The 15918-nt window shown below is 75.2% G+C and carries 11 protein-coding genes; 4 read left to right on the top strand and 7 right to left on the bottom strand.

The genetic code is table 11. The features are described from left to right. Positions 1-15 precede the first annotated feature (15 nt). Entirely contained in the window at positions 16-507 is a 492-nt protein-coding gene (locus GEV43_RS10815; protein WP_160820567.1) for a hypothetical protein, read from the bottom strand. Positions 508-610: 103 nt separating this feature from the next. Then, positions 611-1282: a hypothetical protein gene (locus GEV43_RS10810; RefSeq protein ID WP_160820566.1), complete on the bottom strand. Its 672-nt coding sequence runs from the start codon at positions 1280-1282 to the stop codon at positions 611-613. Between the two features lie 377 nt (positions 1283-1659). Here GEV43_RS10810 and GEV43_RS10805 point away from each other — a divergent pair, with 377 nt between their 5' ends. Then, on the top strand, positions 1660-3441 hold the full coding sequence (locus tag GEV43_RS10805) for a MinD/ParA family protein (RefSeq protein ID WP_160820565.1): 1782 nt from the start codon (positions 1660-1662) through the stop codon (positions 3439-3441). A gap of 542 nt (positions 3442-3983) precedes the next feature. On the opposite strand, the gene GEV43_RS10800 is transcribed toward GEV43_RS10805, so the two are convergent. Next, positions 3984-5393 carry a DUF1266 domain-containing protein gene (locus GEV43_RS10800; protein ID WP_160820564.1) on the bottom strand — a complete coding sequence of 470 codons (1410 nt, stop codon included), beginning with the start codon at positions 5391-5393 and terminating at the stop codon, positions 3984-3986. Positions 5394-5878: 485 nt separating this feature from the next. Then, complete coding sequence (locus tag GEV43_RS10795) at positions 5879-6829, bottom strand: DUF6177 family protein (protein WP_241682856.1); 951 nt, start codon at positions 6827-6829, stop codon at positions 5879-5881. Between the two features lie 128 nt (positions 6830-6957). Between GEV43_RS10795 and GEV43_RS10790 the strand changes: the two genes are divergently transcribed. After that, the gene (locus GEV43_RS10790; protein WP_160820563.1) at positions 6958-8418 is read left to right on the top strand and encodes an LCP family protein; all 1461 of its coding nucleotides are present in this window, start codon (positions 6958-6960) and stop codon (positions 8416-8418) included. A gap of 232 nt (positions 8419-8650) precedes the next feature. Then, positions 8651-9781 (top strand): glycosyltransferase, encoded by a 1131-nt coding sequence (locus GEV43_RS10785; protein ID WP_241682855.1) that lies wholly within the window; start codon positions 8651-8653, stop codon positions 9779-9781. A gap of 15 nt (positions 9782-9796) precedes the next feature. On the opposite strand, the gene GEV43_RS10780 is transcribed toward GEV43_RS10785, so the two are convergent. Genes GEV43_RS10780 through GEV43_RS10770 form a run of 3 tightly spaced genes read right to left on the bottom strand, consistent with a single transcriptional unit; the run spans position 9797 to position 14441 of the window. Continuing rightward, positions 9797-12688 (bottom strand): sialidase family protein, encoded by a 2892-nt coding sequence (locus GEV43_RS10780; RefSeq protein WP_160820562.1) that lies wholly within the window; start codon positions 12686-12688, stop codon positions 9797-9799. Then, positions 12685-13434, bottom strand: coding sequence for a hypothetical protein (locus GEV43_RS10775; protein WP_160820561.1), 750 nt, complete (start codon positions 13432-13434; stop codon positions 12685-12687). The genes GEV43_RS10780 and GEV43_RS10775 overlap by 4 nt, the downstream gene beginning before the upstream one ends. After that, the gene (locus tag GEV43_RS10770; RefSeq protein ID WP_160820560.1) at positions 13431-14441 is read right to left on the bottom strand and encodes a glycosyltransferase; all 1011 of its coding nucleotides are present in this window, start codon (positions 14439-14441) and stop codon (positions 13431-13433) included. Before GEV43_RS10770 ends, GEV43_RS10775 begins: the two co-directional genes overlap by 4 nt. A 130-nt stretch (positions 14442-14571) precedes the next feature. On the opposite strand from GEV43_RS10770, the gene GEV43_RS10765 reads away from it, so the two are divergent. Next, positions 14572-15885: a hypothetical protein gene (locus GEV43_RS10765; RefSeq protein WP_160820559.1), complete on the top strand. Its 1314-nt coding sequence runs from the start codon at positions 14572-14574 to the stop codon at positions 15883-15885. Positions 15886-15918 lie beyond the last annotated feature (33 nt).

The following is a 15918-nucleotide window of genomic DNA, read 5'->3' as shown; positions in this document are numbered from 1 at the left end:
CCGGGGGTGCGGGCCCTAGCCGAGGAGGGCGTTGATGGCCTGGTCGATGAGCATGTCGATGATCATGCCGGTGATCTCTTTGAAGATGGGGATCTCGGCGAGGGAGGCGCCGAAGGTGACGACGGCGGTGGCGATGGCCTGCGCGATCTGGATCGCGAGCATCACGAGCTGGACGATGACCTGGATCTTCAGGGCCAGGACGATCCCGGCGCACAGGAAGAAGCAGGCGCCGACGGCCGTGGCGCCGGTGCCCGCGTCCTGGAGGATCTTGGCGGGGGCGTCGTCCTCGCCCCACGCCTTCTGGAACGCGTCGATGTCGGCGCCCTTGTTGCCGGACCAGACCTGCTGGGCGGCGGAGTCGGCGTCCGAGGCGACGCCCTGGATCGTGCCGCTGAAGCCCATCCAGGTGGAGCCGAGCTCGAAGAGCTTGGTCTCGTCGGCCTCGGGCCAGGTGTAGCCGAGCATGCCGAGCAGGCTGATCAACTCGCCCGGAAGTTGCAGTCCCATGTCACCGCCGATCGGCCGGGGGCCGTTCCCGGCCCATGATCAAGCGTTCGGGAGCATAACAAGACGAACGCCGACGAATCAGTTCGATGCGGGTGCGGACGGGTCAGTTGGTGAACATCAGGGTGTTGGTGACCTCGACGCCGAGCTCTCCCGCGGTGGTGTAGACGGTGCCGGTGCGCGAGCCCGGGTCGCCGCCCCGCGCCCAGTACGACTGCGCGTAGACGACGTGCTGGCTCTGCGTCCAGCTCCGGACCCAGGAGGTCGGCTTGCGGTCCAGGCGCGGCAGGCCGCTGTTGGCGGACGGGGTGAGCAGCTCGGGGTTGGCGCCGTCGCTGGTCGCGTCGCTGACCTCGCTCGCGGTGGTGGCGTCGGCGAACTTCAGGATCGAGATGACCGTGATGATGTTCTTGCCCGGGTTGGCGTACACCGCCGACTGCATGTCCTCGGTGCAGGAGCGGCCGCGCAGCGCCTTCGCCAGGTCGGCGTCGGCGCGGGAGGCGCAGGAGCCGGTACGGGTGCCCGCGCGGGTGAACACGTTGCCGCGCGCCGTCTTGATCGTCGGCTTGAGGACGCCGTCGATCCCGCCCGGGGACGGCGTGGCCGACGGCGAGCCGCCGTAGCTCGGCGTGCTCTCGGCGCTCGGGGACGCGGGGAGGGTCGGCAGCGTGCTCGCCCGCTTGCCCTTGTCGTCGTCATCGTCGCCGAGGAGGACGAACGCCGCGACCGCGATGACGACCACGACGAGCAGCCCCCCGCCGAGCAGGACCGCGATCACCGCACCGCTCCCGCCGCCGCGCGGAGGCGGGGGCGGGGGAGGCGGCGGGGGGAAGCCGGGACCGCCGGGGCCGTAGGGCGGCGGGCCGAACGACGAGGGTCCCTGCGGGGGGTAGCCCGGCTGGCCGGGCGGCACCTGACCTGGCCACTCAGGGGGTTCATCACGGCTCCATGCGCGTAGTCGGGGGAGATATCGTTTGGGACATCGCGGTCGGGCAAGCGTACCTGGGTCGATGTGGGGCAGTCAGTACAGATTGCCCATCTCACGGCGGGTGGACGGGGGTGCGCGGACGCCCGGCGCGGGGGCGCGGCGGGCGCCGCGCGCGCTGTCCGAAAGACCTAGAGTCTCGTAGGGTTGCGGCGAGGAAAGGGAGGCAGGTGTCCGACTCGAGCTGGCAGCAGATCGTCCTGCGTGAGCTCGGCGCGTCGCAGCGAGGGCTCGCGTCGCTCGTGCCCTCGTCGCCCGCTCCCGCGCACGGGTCCTGGGGGGCCGACGCCGCCCCGCAGCCCGTGGAGGAGCCGAAACCGATCGAGGTCCCGCAGGAGCCGCATCCGCCCGTCCCGGTCGTGGAGGTCTCCGCGCCCGTGGTCGAGGTCCCGCAGGGGCCGCCGCCGGTCGTCCCCGGCGACGACCCGTTCGGCCCGCCGCCCCCGGCGGACCCCGAGCCCGAGCCCGTTTCGCCCGCGCAGCACGTCCCTGGACCACCCGCGCAGGATCCGGTCGCGCCGCAGCCGCCTGTCGTCCAGCCGCCCGTGCAGGACCAGCCCGCGCCGCTGGCGTCCGACCCGTTCGGCCCGCCCCCCGCGGCGGAGCCCGAGCCCGTCCCGCCCGCGCAGCACGTCCCTGGACCGCCCGATCAGTTCGGTGCTCCGCCCGCGCAGGATCCGCACGCCCAGCCTGCTGCCGCCCAGCAGCAGCCCGACCAGTTCGGCGCGCAGCAGCCGTCCGACCCGTACGGTCCGCCGCCCGCGCAGGACCCGCATGCCGCCCAGCCGCCGGCCGCGCAGGCGCCCGGCGCGCAGCAGGGGGACGTTCCGCACGTTCAGGCGCCCGGCGCGCCCGGCAACGAGCCGATCATGCGCGAGGGGTTCAGCCCGGAGATGGCGATGGCCCCCGTCGTCGGGAACGCGCCGCCCGACCTCGGCGGGGCGCCGCCCGACGCGGAGGACGAGGTCGAGACCGCCCACCACGAGGCTCCGGCCCAGCCCCCGGCGCCCGCGCCGCCCCCGCCCCAGCAGCACGGGCCGGTCGTCCCGTCCCCCGACGAGTTCCTGCTCAAGAACCAGCACGGCGACCCGCTGATGCGCCGCGTCGGGCAGGGCCTGCGGCGGGCCGTCGGCGGGTCCGGCGGCGGCGGGTTCAAGGACCAGGCCGAGATCGTCGAGCTGCTGCGCCGTCCCGTGCCGAGCTACCGGCAGATCGCGGTGGTCAGCGTGCGCGGCGGCGCGGGCAAGACCACGATCTCCGCGCTCGTCGCGTCGGAGCTGGCCCGGCACCGCACCGACCGCGTGATCGCCGTGGACGCCGACGCCGAGCTCGGGTCGCTGCCGCTGCGCCTCGGCGTGCGGGCCGAACGGTCCCTGTTCGACCTCGCCGGGCAGTCGCCCCGCTCGTTCGAGGAGGCCGCGCAGTACCTCACCCGCACCGCCGGGAACCTGTGGGTGCTGTCCTCCACGCGCGGCGGACGGATCGCGGGCGAGTTCACGATCGACACGTTCCAGCAGGCCGTCGGTGCGCTGAGCCGCTACGTGTCCGCCGCCGTCGTCGACTGCGGCGCGGGCATCCTCACCGAGCTGCACCGCGGCATCCTCGCCACCACGCACGCGCAGGTGCTCGTCACCCCCGGCACGGTCGACGGCGCGCTGAGCGCCCGCGGCGCGCTGGAGTGGTTCGCCAACAACGGGCAGGCCGCGCTGCTGTCCCGTACGGTCATCGCGATGGTGACGCACGCGCCGCACGGAGGCGCCGACCTCGACCGCGCCGGGCAGATGCTCGGCTCCGGCGGGATGCCCGTCGTGTACGTCCCCTACGACCGGCACCTCGCGGTCGGCGGCGCGCTGGACCCGGCGAAGGTGTCCGAGGCGACCCGCACGGCGCTCGTCCGCGTCGTCGCCGAGGTGTTCGCCCGCTCGTTCGGACCGGCGGGGGTGACCCGGTGACCTGCGACCTCGTCGCGCTGGTACGGCGGCAGCCCGACGTGCACGCCGTCGTGGACGGCCTCGTCGCCATGGGCGAGCCGCTCGACGTCCGCGGCGGCGACCCCGACCCCACCCTGCTGTACGACCCGGAGGGGCGGCTGCTCGCCTCGATCGAGGCGCCCGTCCTCGTGTCCGTGGCCGGAGAGGTGCGCCGCCTGCTCGGCGCCGACGTCGCCGCCCAGGTGACGCCGCCCGTCTGGTGGGTGGACGTCCGCGCCGTCGCCGACCTCCCGGACGGCATGCGCGTCGCCCGCCGCTTCACCGACGCCCTCGTCCACTGGCAGGGCGGCACCGTCTGGCCCGAGCCCGGCCCGAAGGCCGTAGCCCAGATCATCGACGGCCGCCGCAAGGACACCGCCCCGGGCCCGGGCCCGAGTCCAGGTGCGGGCCCCGGCCCGGGTCCGGGCACCAACCCGGGTGCCCCCCCTCCGCGGGCTCGGCCCCGCCCGGCCACCCCGGCCGTTCCCCCCACTGACCCAGCCGCGAACGTGGCGGGGCGGGGGTCAGGGCCAGTCGCGGCGGAGGTTCAGGGGCCAGGGGACGAGGTTCCAGGGGCTTTGGGGGTCTTCGGCCAGGCGGGTCACCAGTTGTTCGTACTCCGCTTGCGAACGGCCCGCGCCGCCGGACCAGAGGAGCCGGCCCTGGAGGTAGCAGTCGGCCATGTCGCGCCAGGACGAGTAGCGGCGCTGGATGTCGACGGCCAGCGGGAGCATCCGGTCCCAGCAGTACTCCTCGGTGAGCCAGCCGACCATGAAGCCCCAGCGGTACAGCATCAGGGCGCGGCCGTAGTCCCAGATCATCAGGCGGCCGACGTTGGCGCGCAGGTCGGGGTCGGCGAGCGCCTCCAGCCGGTGCAGCTCCTCAGCCGCGTGGTCGCGGTCGTTGAACAGGCGGCCGAGGAACTGCGCCAGCTCGGCGCCCTCGTCGCTCGCGTCGGCGCCCGGCTCGTCGCGCAGCAGGGACGGGACGAGGCGCGCGTACGCGGCGCCCCGCGCGCCGTACCGGACGCGGACCAGCTCGATGAGCCGTTCGACGAACGGCGGCTCCAGGAGGTCGGCGGCGATCAGGCCGTCCACCTCGCGGAGCAGCCCGGCGTACTCCTCCTGTTCGGCCGCGGGGCGCGCGGCCAGCTCGGAGTCGTGCGCGAAGTCGGCGCGGTGCCCGTCCTGGACGAGCCAGTTGGCGGCGGCGAGGAGCTGTTCGAGGTCGTACGCGCCCCACGGGTCCTGGAGGAGTTCGTGGGCGGTGCGGCGGTCGGCGGCCCCGGCCTCCGCGCCGGGGCTCGCGCCGAGCCGGTCGAGCCGGAACCCGTTGACGGCGCCGTACGGGGCGGCGGCGCCGACGATCCACCGCTGCACCGGCGTGAGCGGCCCGCCGAGGGCGGCCGGGCCGTCGGGCGCGGAGAGCAGGTCCCACAGGCGGCGCTGGAAGTCGGCCGCCTGCCGCTCCTCGCTGCGGAAGAACCCGGCGAGCTGCCTGCGGACGGCGGGATGGCGCAGGTAGAGGCGCCGGAAGAACCGTCCGTTGCGCCAGGCCAGGTGTTCGGGCCGCAGCTCGGCGAACGGCACGCGCGTCCGCCGGTAGCGGACCTCGCGTTCGGCGAACCGCAGCTCCAGGCTCGGCGGCGGCGCGAACCGCAGCAGCAGGACGACCGCCAGCGCGAACGCGACCAGCCCGAGGCCGGGGACGAACGCGCACCGCGCGGCGTCGTCGAGCCCGGCGAGCGACAGCACCGCCCCGGCCAGGAGCGCCAGCCCGCCGCACGCGCCGGAGCCCAGCATCCAGCCGGTGGCGAGGATCGGGGTGCCGTCGACGCGCAGCACGCCGTCCTCGCGGTCGAAGTCGAGGGCGCCGTGGGCGAGGCTGCCTTCGACGGCCCGCTCAAGCGCGTCGAGCCGCCCCGCCTCTCCCATGGGGCAAGACCGTACCCGATCCTCCCGTCCCTCCCGCCGAGCCCCCGGAAGTGCCCTTCGCCGCCACTTGCGACGAGTTGGGGTTATGTGCCGTTTGTTGGGAATGCGTCCGGCGTGGCGGTCAGGCCGCCGGTCGCGACCGCGATCTCGTTGCGGAACGTTCGGGCGGCGGCGTCCACCGCGGCACCGGCGTCCGTGCCGGGCCAGAGGCATCCCGGGACGGTCCAGCGCCGGCACGGCGTCCAGCGCGCCCGGCAGAGCGTGGACGGGCAGCGGCGGAGGGGCCTGGCCGCCGAGCGCGCGCCCGCAGCAGGGGGTTGAGGTCGGCGCAGTGGTCGAGGGCCCAGCACCAGGCGGAACCCGTCGTGCTCCACCAGCTAGCCGCTGCACGCCTCGCCGGCGGTGGGCCAGGCGCCGCTTCCGCTTAGAACGGTGATGTTCGCCCGTTGACGGTCGCGGTCCGGCCGCGGCCGGACCCGTGGGGCTCAGTTGTGTCCGGCGGTCTGGAGGTGCTGCATCAGGGCGCTGTGGCGCTGCCAGCCGTCGGGGGAGCGGCCGTCGCCCAGCGGGAAGAGGGTGAGGGGCGCGCGGGGCGGGCCGACCGGCTGGCCGGGGATGCCGGCCGGGCCGGTGACGCTGCCGCTGACGGCGAGGGCGACGGGGGCGGCGGCGCCGGTCCAGCGGGGTTCGGTGGTGAGGTCGGCGCGGCCCGGTGTGAGCTGGACGAACAGCGACGCGACGGGCTGGTCGGCCGCGAGCGCGCCGACCAGCGAGGGCAGGTGCTGGAGCGGCGGCGGGTCCTCGGGGGCGTAGCCGACGGTGACGGTGCTGACCTCGGCGACGCCGCCGCCGTCGGTGGCGGCGAACTCGCAGATGGCCTGGGCGGGGCGCGGGCCGTCGCCGACGACGATCAGGCGGGACACCGAACGGCCCCGGACGTACTCGGTGAGCCGGTCGCCGCGCCACTCGTGCTCCAGCGGCTCGGTGGCGCCGAGGCCCGCGGGCGGCTTGCCGGTGAGCAGCTGGAGGAGGCGCTCGACGGGGCCGCCGAGGTCGGCGTCGGCGCCCTGCCGGATGCGGTAGACGAGCGTGAGCTGCGCGCCGATCGGCGCGGTCGGGCGGGTGGTGAAGCCGGGCGCGTAGTCGCGGGCCTCGGGCACCGGGACGAACGTCGCGCCGCTCCACCGCAGCGGCCGTCCGGTGAGCCCCTCGTAGTAGCCGTCGCCGTCGCGGACGACCCACTGCACGCCCGCGCCCGTCGCCGCGGTGCGCAGCGGCAGCGACAGGCGGGAGGCGAGCGGGGTGACGAGTTGCAGGGTGCGCCCGCTCTCGGCGCAGCCGTCCACGGCCTCGCTCAGCCAGCCGCTGAGGGGCACGACGGGCCGGTCCTGGAGCACGACCATGGCCTCGTCGGTCTGTGCGTCTACGGTGCTCATCCCCACCGGAGTCTAGGCCCTGTGCCCGGGTGGCCCCAGCGGGCCGTGCGGGCGGAAGAACGCGCGACGACGGGTGACTTTGACGTGACACGGGTGGCCACTGTCTGATCTGTGCTGAAATGTTACGGATGCAGCGCACGGCACCGCCGCAACGCGTGTACTACGCGGACAGCGCCCCGCCGCCGGAACCGCCGGCGCCGGGACGCCGCTGGCGCGTGCTCGGCTGGATGTCGGTCGTGCTCTCGGCGCTGCTGGTGCTCGGCAGCATCACCGCGTACGGCTTCTGGCGCCGCCTCGACGGCCAGATCGACCGCGAGCACGTGGACGACAAGCTCGGCGACAAGCGGCCAGCCAAGCTCAACAACGCGATGAACATCCTGCTGATGGGCTCCGACACCCGCGCCGGGGAGAACGCCCGGTACGGCACGGAGGCCGGCCAGCGCTCCGACACCACGATCCTGCTGCACATCTCGCCCGGCGGGGAACGCGCCATCGGCCTCAGCTTCCCCCGCGACTCGATGGTCAACATCCCGGCCTGCAAGAAGCGCGACGGCAAGGGCGCCCAGGGCCCCCGGCTCGACATGATCAACTCGGCGTACGCCTACGGCGGCCCGGCCTGCACCTGGAAGACCATCGAGTCGCTCACCAACATCCGGATCGACCACTACATCGAGGTCGACTTCTCCGGGTTCAAGCGGGTCGTGGACGCGCTCGACGGCGTCGAGATCTGCGTCCCGCACCCGGTGAACGACCCCAAGGCCGAGCTGCACCTGAGGCGCGGGCGGCAGACCGTGCGGGGCGACCAGGCGCTCGGCTACGTGCGGACCCGCACCGGCGGGCTCGGCGACGGCTCCGACCTGTCCCGGATCAAGCGCCAGCAGTCGTTCATGGCCTCGGTGGTGAAGAAGGCCACCGACAAGGGGATGCTCACCGACCCGGGCCGCGCGTACGGGTTCCTGTCCGCCGCCACCAAGTCGATCAAGGCGGACGACCACCTGTCGCTGTCGGTCATGCAGAAGCTCGCGACCAGCCTGCGCGGGATCAGCGCCGGGAAGGTCCGCTTCGTGACCGTGCCCGTCCAGCCGTACCCGCAGGACAAGAACCGGGTCCAGTTCAACCAGGCGGTCGCCGCACCGCTGTTCGACGCGATCCGCACCGACAACACCGTGCCCGAGCCGGCGCCGCCGCCGAACGTCCCCGCGCAGCAGGGCGGCCCGCAGAAGGTGCAGCCCGTGCGGCCCGGCCTCGTGCGCGTCGCGGTCTACAACTCGACCAAGATCCGCGGGCTCGGGCAGCGCACCGCCGACCAGCTTGAGGACAAGGGCTTCAAGGTGGCCAAGGTCGGCACCCGCTCGGCCGGCCGTCCGGGCCCGACGCAGATCCTGTACGGCGCGGGCGCCGAGCGCCAGGCCGCCGCGCTCGCCGCGGCCCTGCCGGGCCACCCGCCCCGCCCGTCCCCGTCGGCCAAGCCCGGCTACGTCTACCTGATCATCGGCAAGGACGGGGCCAACATGCCCGGCGCGCCGAAGGCCGTCCCCAAGATCGCCGGTGAGGTCCGCGCTGACCAGGACATATGCGGGCAGGCATAACGTCGGCGGCGGACGGTACCAAGATGACAATCGAGTGAAAAACAAGTCGATCAGGGACGTTCCCGCGATGTCCGTTCGGGCGCACCGGTATCTTGGCGCGCGTCAACCATCAATCACACGAAAGCGTCACAACTAGGACGTGCTCTAACCGAACCCGACCCCCGCCCGGAGGAGCCGCCCCCCGCCACGGGCTCCGGCAGGCGACTACGGCCCACTCCCGGAAATGGACCGCATGCTGCCCCCCGACGAACCCTTCGCGCTGCTCATGACCGTGTACGGCGGTGACAGGGAGGAGTATGTCCGGGCGGCGTTCCGGAGCGCCGTGGCCGACCAGTCCCTCCGGCCCGCCCAGGTCGTGCTCGTGCAGGACGGCCCGGTGGCCCCCGAGCTCGCCCGCTGCCTGAGGGAGCTCGTCGCGGCCAGCCCGGTCGAGGTGACGTTCCTCCCGCTGGAGCACAACCGCGGCCTCGGCCCCGCCCTCGACGCCGGGCTCCAGGCCAGCCGGTACGACATCGTCGCCCGCATGGACGCCGACGACGTCGCGATGCCGCACCGCTTCCAGCTCCAGGTGCCGCTCGTGCGCTCGGGCGCCGACCTGGTCGGCGCGGGCCTGCTGGAGTTCGGCGCCGATACGGACGACATCAAGGGCCGCCGCATCCCGCCGAGCGACCCGTACGACATCGCCCGCTACTCGCGGCTGCACGACCCGTTCAACCATCCGACCGTCGTCTACAGACGCAGCGCCGTACTCGCCGCGGGCGGGTACGGCGACCTGCCGCTGATGGAGGACTACTGGCTGTTCGTACGGATGATCGCGAACGGCGCGCGGGTGGTCAACGTGGCCGAGCCGCTCGTCTACTACCGCGTCGGCGACGGCGCCTACGAGCGGCGCGGCGGGCGCGCGCTGCTGCGCTCCGAGCTGCGGCTCCAGCGCGAGATGCGCCGCGAGGGCTTCATCTCCCGCGCCCAGTACTGGCGCAACGTCATGGTGCGCGGCGGCTACCGCCTCGTCCCGACCGCGATCCGGCGCCCGTTCTACCGCGGCATCGTCGCCCCGTACGGCGCCCGCCGCAACCGCTCCCGCAACCGCGCGGACGCCGCCGCGAACACGTTCGCGGACGGCTCCGCGGGAAGCCTCGCCCAGATCGCCCCGGCCGCGATGGCGGGTCCCGGCCCGCTCACCGTCCCGAACGCGGGCCCGCTCGCCGCGCCCACCCTCGGTCCGGGCACCCCGCCGCCGGCCGGCCCGCCCCGGCGGCCCAGAGCCCGGCACCCAGAACGACACCGGCCGGTACGTCCCAAGGCACGCCCGCCGGAGCCCCCGCCCCGCCAGGACCCGACCCAGCCGCCCCTCGACCGCTGACGTCTCCGCGGCCGCTTACGGGAGGGGACGGGTCCAGAGGACGGGTTGCTCTTCCTGGTCGGCGGTGCGGCCGACGCCGAGGAGCTTGCCGCCGAACGGGGCGAGACCGGTGATCTGCTGGTCGCCCTGGCCCGCCAGCCCCTTCCCGCCGGGCATGCTCGGCTGCCAGGACGCGCCGTCCGGGGACGTCCACGCGACCACGTCGGCGGTGCCCTGCGCGCTCGCGGTGCCGGTGGCGGCGAAGCCGCCGGGCGTCGCGGTGAGCGCGGTCACCCGCACCTCCTTCGCGGGCGCGGGCATCTTGGACTCCCGCCACGTCCTGCCGCCGTCGGACGACACGAACGCCAGCGGCACCGCCCCTGACGCCCCGGTCGCGCTGCCCGCCGCGACGAGCACGTTGCCCTTCGCCGCGACCTGCGTGAGCGAGCCTTCGCCGAGCCCGGCGGGCAGCGGGAGCTGGCTCAGCTTCCACTGCTTGCCGTCCGTGGACGTCCACACCGCGGGCCGCTGCCCGGGCGCGTCGCCCGCCTTCGGGTCCTGGACCCCGCCGACCCCGACGAAGCCGAACGCGCCGCCCGCCGCCGCCCGCAGCCAGCGGTTGCCGTTGGGCAGTGCGGTGAGGTCGTTCTTGCCGAGGCCGCGGCCCCGCTGCCATGTCTTCAGGTCCGGCGAGAACCAGGTGGCGCCCGACAGGCCGTCCTCGCCCACGATCACGTAGCCGGCCGGTCCGGCGGCGGCGCCGTAGGTGGCGAGCGACAGCGGTCCGTTCTGCGCGAACGCCGGGTTGTTGTCGGCGGCCTGCCAGCTCGCGCCGTCGGCTGAGGTCACCACGAGGGGACGGCGCGGCGCGCCGCCGCCGTCGCCCACCGCGAGCCAGCCCGCGCCGCCGCTGACCGCGCCGGTGAGCCGCTGCGACGCCGGGCGCACCAGCCCGCCGGGGAACTGCGCGCGGGTCCAGGACGAGCCGTTCCGGGACGACCAGACCGCCGCGTCGCCGCCGCTGCTGCCGACCGCGACCGCGCGGCCGTCCTTGGCGGCCAGCCCGGACACCGCGTGGTCGGGACGCACCGCGCCCGCGATCTTGGCGGGGTCGACGGGGATCTCGGTGCCGCGCGCGTCGCGGACGGCCAGCAGCGAGTTGAGGTCGCCGCCGCCGGTGTCGCGGCCGACGAGCACGGTCTGCTCGCCCGCGGCGGCGGCGCCCTGGAGCGCCCGGCCCGAGTTGGTCGGCAGCGTGCCCGCCTCCTGCCAGCTCGCGCCGTCGGCCGACCGGGTGACCAGGTAGTCGTTGCCGCGCTTGACGATCGCGACGTAGCCGCCGTCGGTGGCGAGCAGCCGGTGGACCTCCCGGTAGCCGGGCGTCTCGATCCTGCCGCCCTGCTTCCAGGCCGCGCCGTCGGAGGAGGTGAAGGTCTGGGCGTACGACTTCGAGCCGGACTTGATCTCGCGGACGGCGAGCAGGCCCGGCTTGCCGCCCCCGACCGCCAGGCTCCGCGTGCCCTTCGGCGCGGGCAGCTTGGCGGGCGACCAGGTGCGGCCGCCGTCCGACGACTTCCACACCCTGCGGAACGGGGCCTTCTTCGCGTCCGGGGCGTGCAGGCTCTCCAGCACGACGGTGCTGCCGGTCGCGGCGGCCTCGATGAGCGAGACCTTGCCGCGCACGGGGATGCCGACCTGCTCCCCGGTCAGCGCCTCCCAGCGCTGCCCGTCGTTCGACAGCCAGGCGGCGGGGACCGAGTCGCTGAAGTCGCCCTTCCTGGAGTTCTCGCCGATGGCGAGGAACCCGCTCTCGGTGCCGATCACGCGGTTGACCTTGTTGCCGGGGCCGAACGTGTCGCCCGCCGCGTCCGGGAGCCGCTGCCAGCTCCGCCCGTCCTGGCTGGTCCAGACGGCGCCGCCGCCGGGCCGCGAGCCGATGGCGACCCAGCCGTGCGCGCCGCCCGCGACCTGGCGCGGCACCTCGCCGTTGGCGGGCAGGCCGCCGTCGGCGCCGCGCACGTCGGCCGACTTGAACGTCCGGCCGCCGTCGGTCGAGTACAGCAGCAGGCCCCGGTAGTTGCCGGGGTCGGCCTCGCCGCCCGCCGCGACCACGGTCGTCCCGACCGCCGCCACGTCGGTGAGCTCCTGGTCGCGTCCGTCGGAACGGGCCGCCGGGTCCACCGGGAACAGCGCTCCCGCGAGCCTGGCCCCGTCAGAGCCGCCCTCGTCGTCCCCACCGCCCGACAGCGCGACGAACGCGCCCGCGGCGATGATCGCGGCCGCGGCGATGCCGCCGACCGTCCCGAACAGGACCTTCTTGTTGACCCGTCGGCCGGTGCGCTTCTTCGGCGCCGAGTCCGTACGCCACGGCTCGTGGATCTGCGGCGGCGGCGCGACCGGCTGAGGCGTTTCGGCGGGCGGTTGCGGCGACGGCCCGGGTTGCCGCTGGGCGCCCGGGATCTCCTGCGCGTAAGGGAACGGCTCAGGGCCCGACGGCTGCGGCTTGGGCGTGTCCGGAATCTCCTGGGCCCAGGGGAACGGCTCGGGAGCGGACGGCGCGGGCGGCGCGGGCGGTGCGGGGGCCGGCGGCGTGCTCGGGATCTCTTGCGCCCAGGGGAACGGCTCCGGGGCGGACGGCGCGGGCGGTGCGGGCGCCGGCGGCGAAGGCGCGGGTGGTTGCCGCGCGTCGGGGATCTCCTGCGCCCAAGGGAACGGCTCGGGAGCTGAGGGCCGCGGCTCCGGTGCCTCCGGCACTTCCTGCGCCCAGGGGAACGGCTCGGGCGCGGGCGGCTGCGGCGAGGGCGTCGGGGCCTGCGCGGACGGCGTCGGGGGCGCGGCAGCGGCAGGCGGGTTCGCGGCGGAGCCCGGCTTGACGATCTGGGTCTGCTCTTCGTCGTCGTCGCGCCCGCCCGGATCGATCTGGGTCATGTCGGCGTCGGGCTCGTCGCCCGCTCCCGCCGCGGCGGCCTGCGCGTCCGGGATCTGCTGGGTCGTCGGTTCCTGGGCGTACGGGAACGGCGGCAGAGGCTGCGGCGCGGGAGGCTGCGGCGCGGGGGCTGCGGGGCGGGAGGCGTCGGTGCCGCGAGCGGCGGGGCAGGCGGGGCAGGCGGGGACTGCGGGCCCGGCTGCGGCTGCGGGCCCGGCGGGGGCTGCGGCTGTTGCCGGGCCTGCTGCTGGGTCGGGATCTGCTCCGTTCGCGGCGGCTCGGGAGTCGGCTCCTCGCGCGTACGGCGCGTGCCGTCCTCGGCGGCCTTGTCTCCGGCGGCGGGCATCACCCCGGACAGGTCGGTGACCGTCGTGTCAGGGGCGGGCGCCCCGGGGAACGGCGGCGCCTGGTCCGCCGGTGACGGAGGCTCGGTGAACGCCTGCGGCGAAGGGGCCTGACCGCCCGCCTGCCCGCCCTGCCCGCCTTCCTGCGGGAAGATCTGCGTGCGCATCGTGCCGCTGATGTCGATGTCGCTCACGGTGCGGTCGGAGAGGTCCTCCTCCTCCGGCTCCGGGAGCGGCGTGCCGAACTCGGGGAGCGGTTCGGGCTCGGGGAGCAGGTGCGCGCCCGGCGGGAGCTGCGCGTCGCCCCACTGGGGCGGCGGCGGGAGCCGCCCGTCCCGGTCGGGGCCTTCCGGCTCGGACCGGCCGTTCTCGGCCTCGTCGTCAGGCGTTCCGGGTGGGGTCACACCAGCCTCCCCTCGGCCGAGTCGTCACTACGCCCCGGATCATATCGACGCCAAGCCGTGGTCATGACTTCGTCGTTGCCGCGCGGACGGCGCAGCAGGCCGTCGTTCAGCCCCTTGCCGAGGGCGCGGCGCAGGGTCGCGCGATCCTGCGAGCGGGCGTACGTCCGGGCCCACCGCCGCAGCGACGATCCCGCGTACAGCGCGCGTTCTCCCGGGGCCAGGCCCCTGCTCCGGGTGAACAGCCAGATCTTGTTGCGGACCTCGTAGTAGAAGCGGTCTCCGGGGTCGGTCTCCGTCCCGCCGAACGTCCTGGTCTTGTGGACGACGACGCTGGCGGGGCAGGACAGTCCCGTACGGCCGCGCAGCAGCCGGGTGGTGAACTCGAAGTCGTCGTTCCAGAGGAAGTAGTCGGCGACGGGCAGGCCCCGCTCCCGGACGGCCGCCGCGTCCACGAGCACGGACACGAACGACGCGGAACGGATCGGCGCGCAGCCCGCCCGGGCCGCCGCCGCCAGCTCCGCCTTGGAGGCCCCCGGCTTGACGCGCGGCGTGTTCATCGGGTGGTCGCGGCCGTCGGTCCACACCACGCGGCTCGCGATCAGGACGGGCGGGCCGCCCGGCCCGGGGCGTTCGGCGGCCCGTTCGCGGGCCTCCAGGAGCGCGGCGAGCGCGCCGGGCTCGGGCACGGTGTCGTCGTCCATGAGCCAGATGAGGTCGGCGTCCAGCTCCAGCGCCCGCGCGGTGCCGGCCGCGAACCCGCCCGCGCCGCCGGTGTTGCGGCTCAGCTCGACCAGGTCGGCGCTCGCGAAGCGCTCGCGGACGAGGTCGGCGGTGCCGTCGGTGGACGCGTTGTCCACGACGATCACGACGGCGGGCGGCGCGGTCTGCGCGGCGAGCGCGCCGAGCGCCTCGGTCAGCAGCTCCCGCCGCTCGTACGTCACGACGACCGCCGCGACCCGGGGCGCGCCGGGCGGCCGGCCGGCCGGGCCCGCCTCGCCGGGGCTCATCGGGTTTCCGCTCGGCGGGTGAGGACGGGCCCGGTGTCGGCGGCCTCCGCGTTCTCGTCCCCGTCCTCGCCGGCGGGCGCCGGGTGCTCGGGAGCGGCCGGGGCTCGATGCCCTTGATCCGTTCGACGAGATGCCAGTAGCCGACGCGCATCTTCCAGACGGCCTGGTTGCGCTCGCTGAGATGGCGCGCCATCAGCTTCGGCAGCGCCGTGCGGTCCTGCTCGGCGCGCCGCCGGTGCAGGTCGCCGAGCTCCTCGCGGAGCGCCGAGACGCGGTCGAGCAGGGCGAGGATCGTGTGGGACGCGGCGTCGAGCAGGTCCGCGTCGCTCGGCGGCGGGACCGGGGCGGCGCCGGCGGAGGCGTCCGGGAGCAGCTCGCCGAGGTCGCCGACCACGTCGTACCCGGCCGAACGGATCGCCTCGACCATCTCGTGGGCGCGCTTGCCCGCCCACTCCCGGCGGTCGGCCGGCAGCGGGACGCGGCCGGGCGCGCCCATGCCCGGCAGCATCTTCAGCGCGAGGACGTCGGTGACGAGCCGGTGGTAGAGCCACATGGGCGCGTCCGGGTCGACGGCGCCGTTGACGCGCCGCAGCAGCTCGGTCTCGGTCCAGCTCAGCGACGCGTTGGCGCGCGCCTCGGACAGGTCGGCGACGGCGGGGTCCACGCCGATCAGCCCGGCGAACCGCTCCCAGAGCAGCTCGCGCGGAGCGCCCGGCCTCGGCATCGTGAGCACGTGCACCCGTTCCGGCGGGACGTGCGCCGACCAGCGCGCGAGCACCTCCGGGATGTCGTGCACCCGCCAGAACCAGGCGGCGGCCGCGTCGTCGCGCGGCCCGTCGACCACCTCGCGGAGCCAGTGCTCGAAGTCGTAGTGGAAGCGGTGCTTGACGTACTCCTGCCACTCCGAGGGCAGCAGCCCGGCGAGGTCGCGGGCGGAGTAGACCACGTGCACCTCGGCGGGGGCGAGCGAGGCCACGGCGCGTTCGGCCTGCTCGGCGGTCGCCGCGGAGATGACCTCGTTGGAGATCACGGCGACGCGGGCGTCGGACGCCTTGACCTGTGCGACGAGCTCGTCCCAGCCGCCCTCCCAGTCGGGGGCGGGGTCGTCCGGTTCCGGACGCAGCCCGCGCAGGTCGCGGGTCGCGCGCACGTGCGCGGCGAACGAGCCGCCGGGCATGAGCACGCCGTGCTCGGCGAGGACCGGGGCGTTGTGCCACAGCAGGCCCTGGACGAAGGTCGTGCCGCTCTTCGGAGCGCCGACGTGCAGGTAGACGATCGGCGGGGAGCCTGCTGGAACCGCGGCCACCTGGGGGGTCTCCTGTTCGGGTCGCGTACGGGCGTCGTGCTCGCCGCCGCGGCGCCCGGCGGGACGCGCGGGCCGGGGCGGCGACCGGCCGGCTGGGCCGGTTCCGACCCGAACGAGGCGACGGCGCCGGTATCTTAGCCGCGCAGCATCATCAATCGTCCCAAAACCCCC

The organism is Actinomadura sp. J1-007 (assembly GCF_009793335.1).
GTDB lineage: Bacteria > Actinomycetota > Actinomycetes > Streptosporangiales > Streptosporangiaceae > Spirillospora > Spirillospora yumaensis.
Note: the sequence above shows the minus strand (reverse complement) of the source record. Positions and strands in the feature narration are given on the sequence as shown.

Bases quoted from the DNA above. Each gene is read 5' to 3' on its own strand.
- GEV43_RS10815 (WP_160820567.1), bottom strand. From the start codon at position 507: ATGGGACTGCAACTTCCGGGCGAGTTGATCAGCCTGCTCGGCATGCTC.
- GEV43_RS10800 (WP_160820564.1), bottom strand. From the start codon at position 5,393: ATGGGAGAGGCGGGGCGGCTCGACGCGCTTGAGCGGGCCGTCGAAGGC.
- GEV43_RS10795 (WP_241682856.1), bottom strand. From the start codon at position 6,829: ATGAGCACCGTAGACGCACAGACCGACGAGGCCATGGTCGTGCTCCAG.
- GEV43_RS10790 (WP_160820563.1), top strand. From the start codon at position 6,958: ATGCAGCGCACGGCACCGCCGCAACGCGTGTACTACGCGGACAGCGCC.
- GEV43_RS10785 (WP_241682855.1), top strand. From the start codon at position 8,651: ATGCTGCCCCCCGACGAACCCTTCGCGCTGCTCATGACCGTGTACGGC.
- GEV43_RS10780 (WP_160820562.1), bottom strand. From the start codon at position 12,688: ATGACCCAGATCGATCCGGGCGGGCGCGACGACGACGAAGAGCAGACC.
- GEV43_RS10770 (WP_160820560.1), bottom strand. From the start codon at position 14,441: ATGAGCCCCGGCGAGGCGGGCCCGGCCGGCCGGCCGCCCGGCGCGCCC.
- GEV43_RS10765 (WP_160820559.1), top strand. From the start codon at position 14,572: ATGCCAGTAGCCGACGCGCATCTTCCAGACGGCCTGGTTGCGCTCGCT.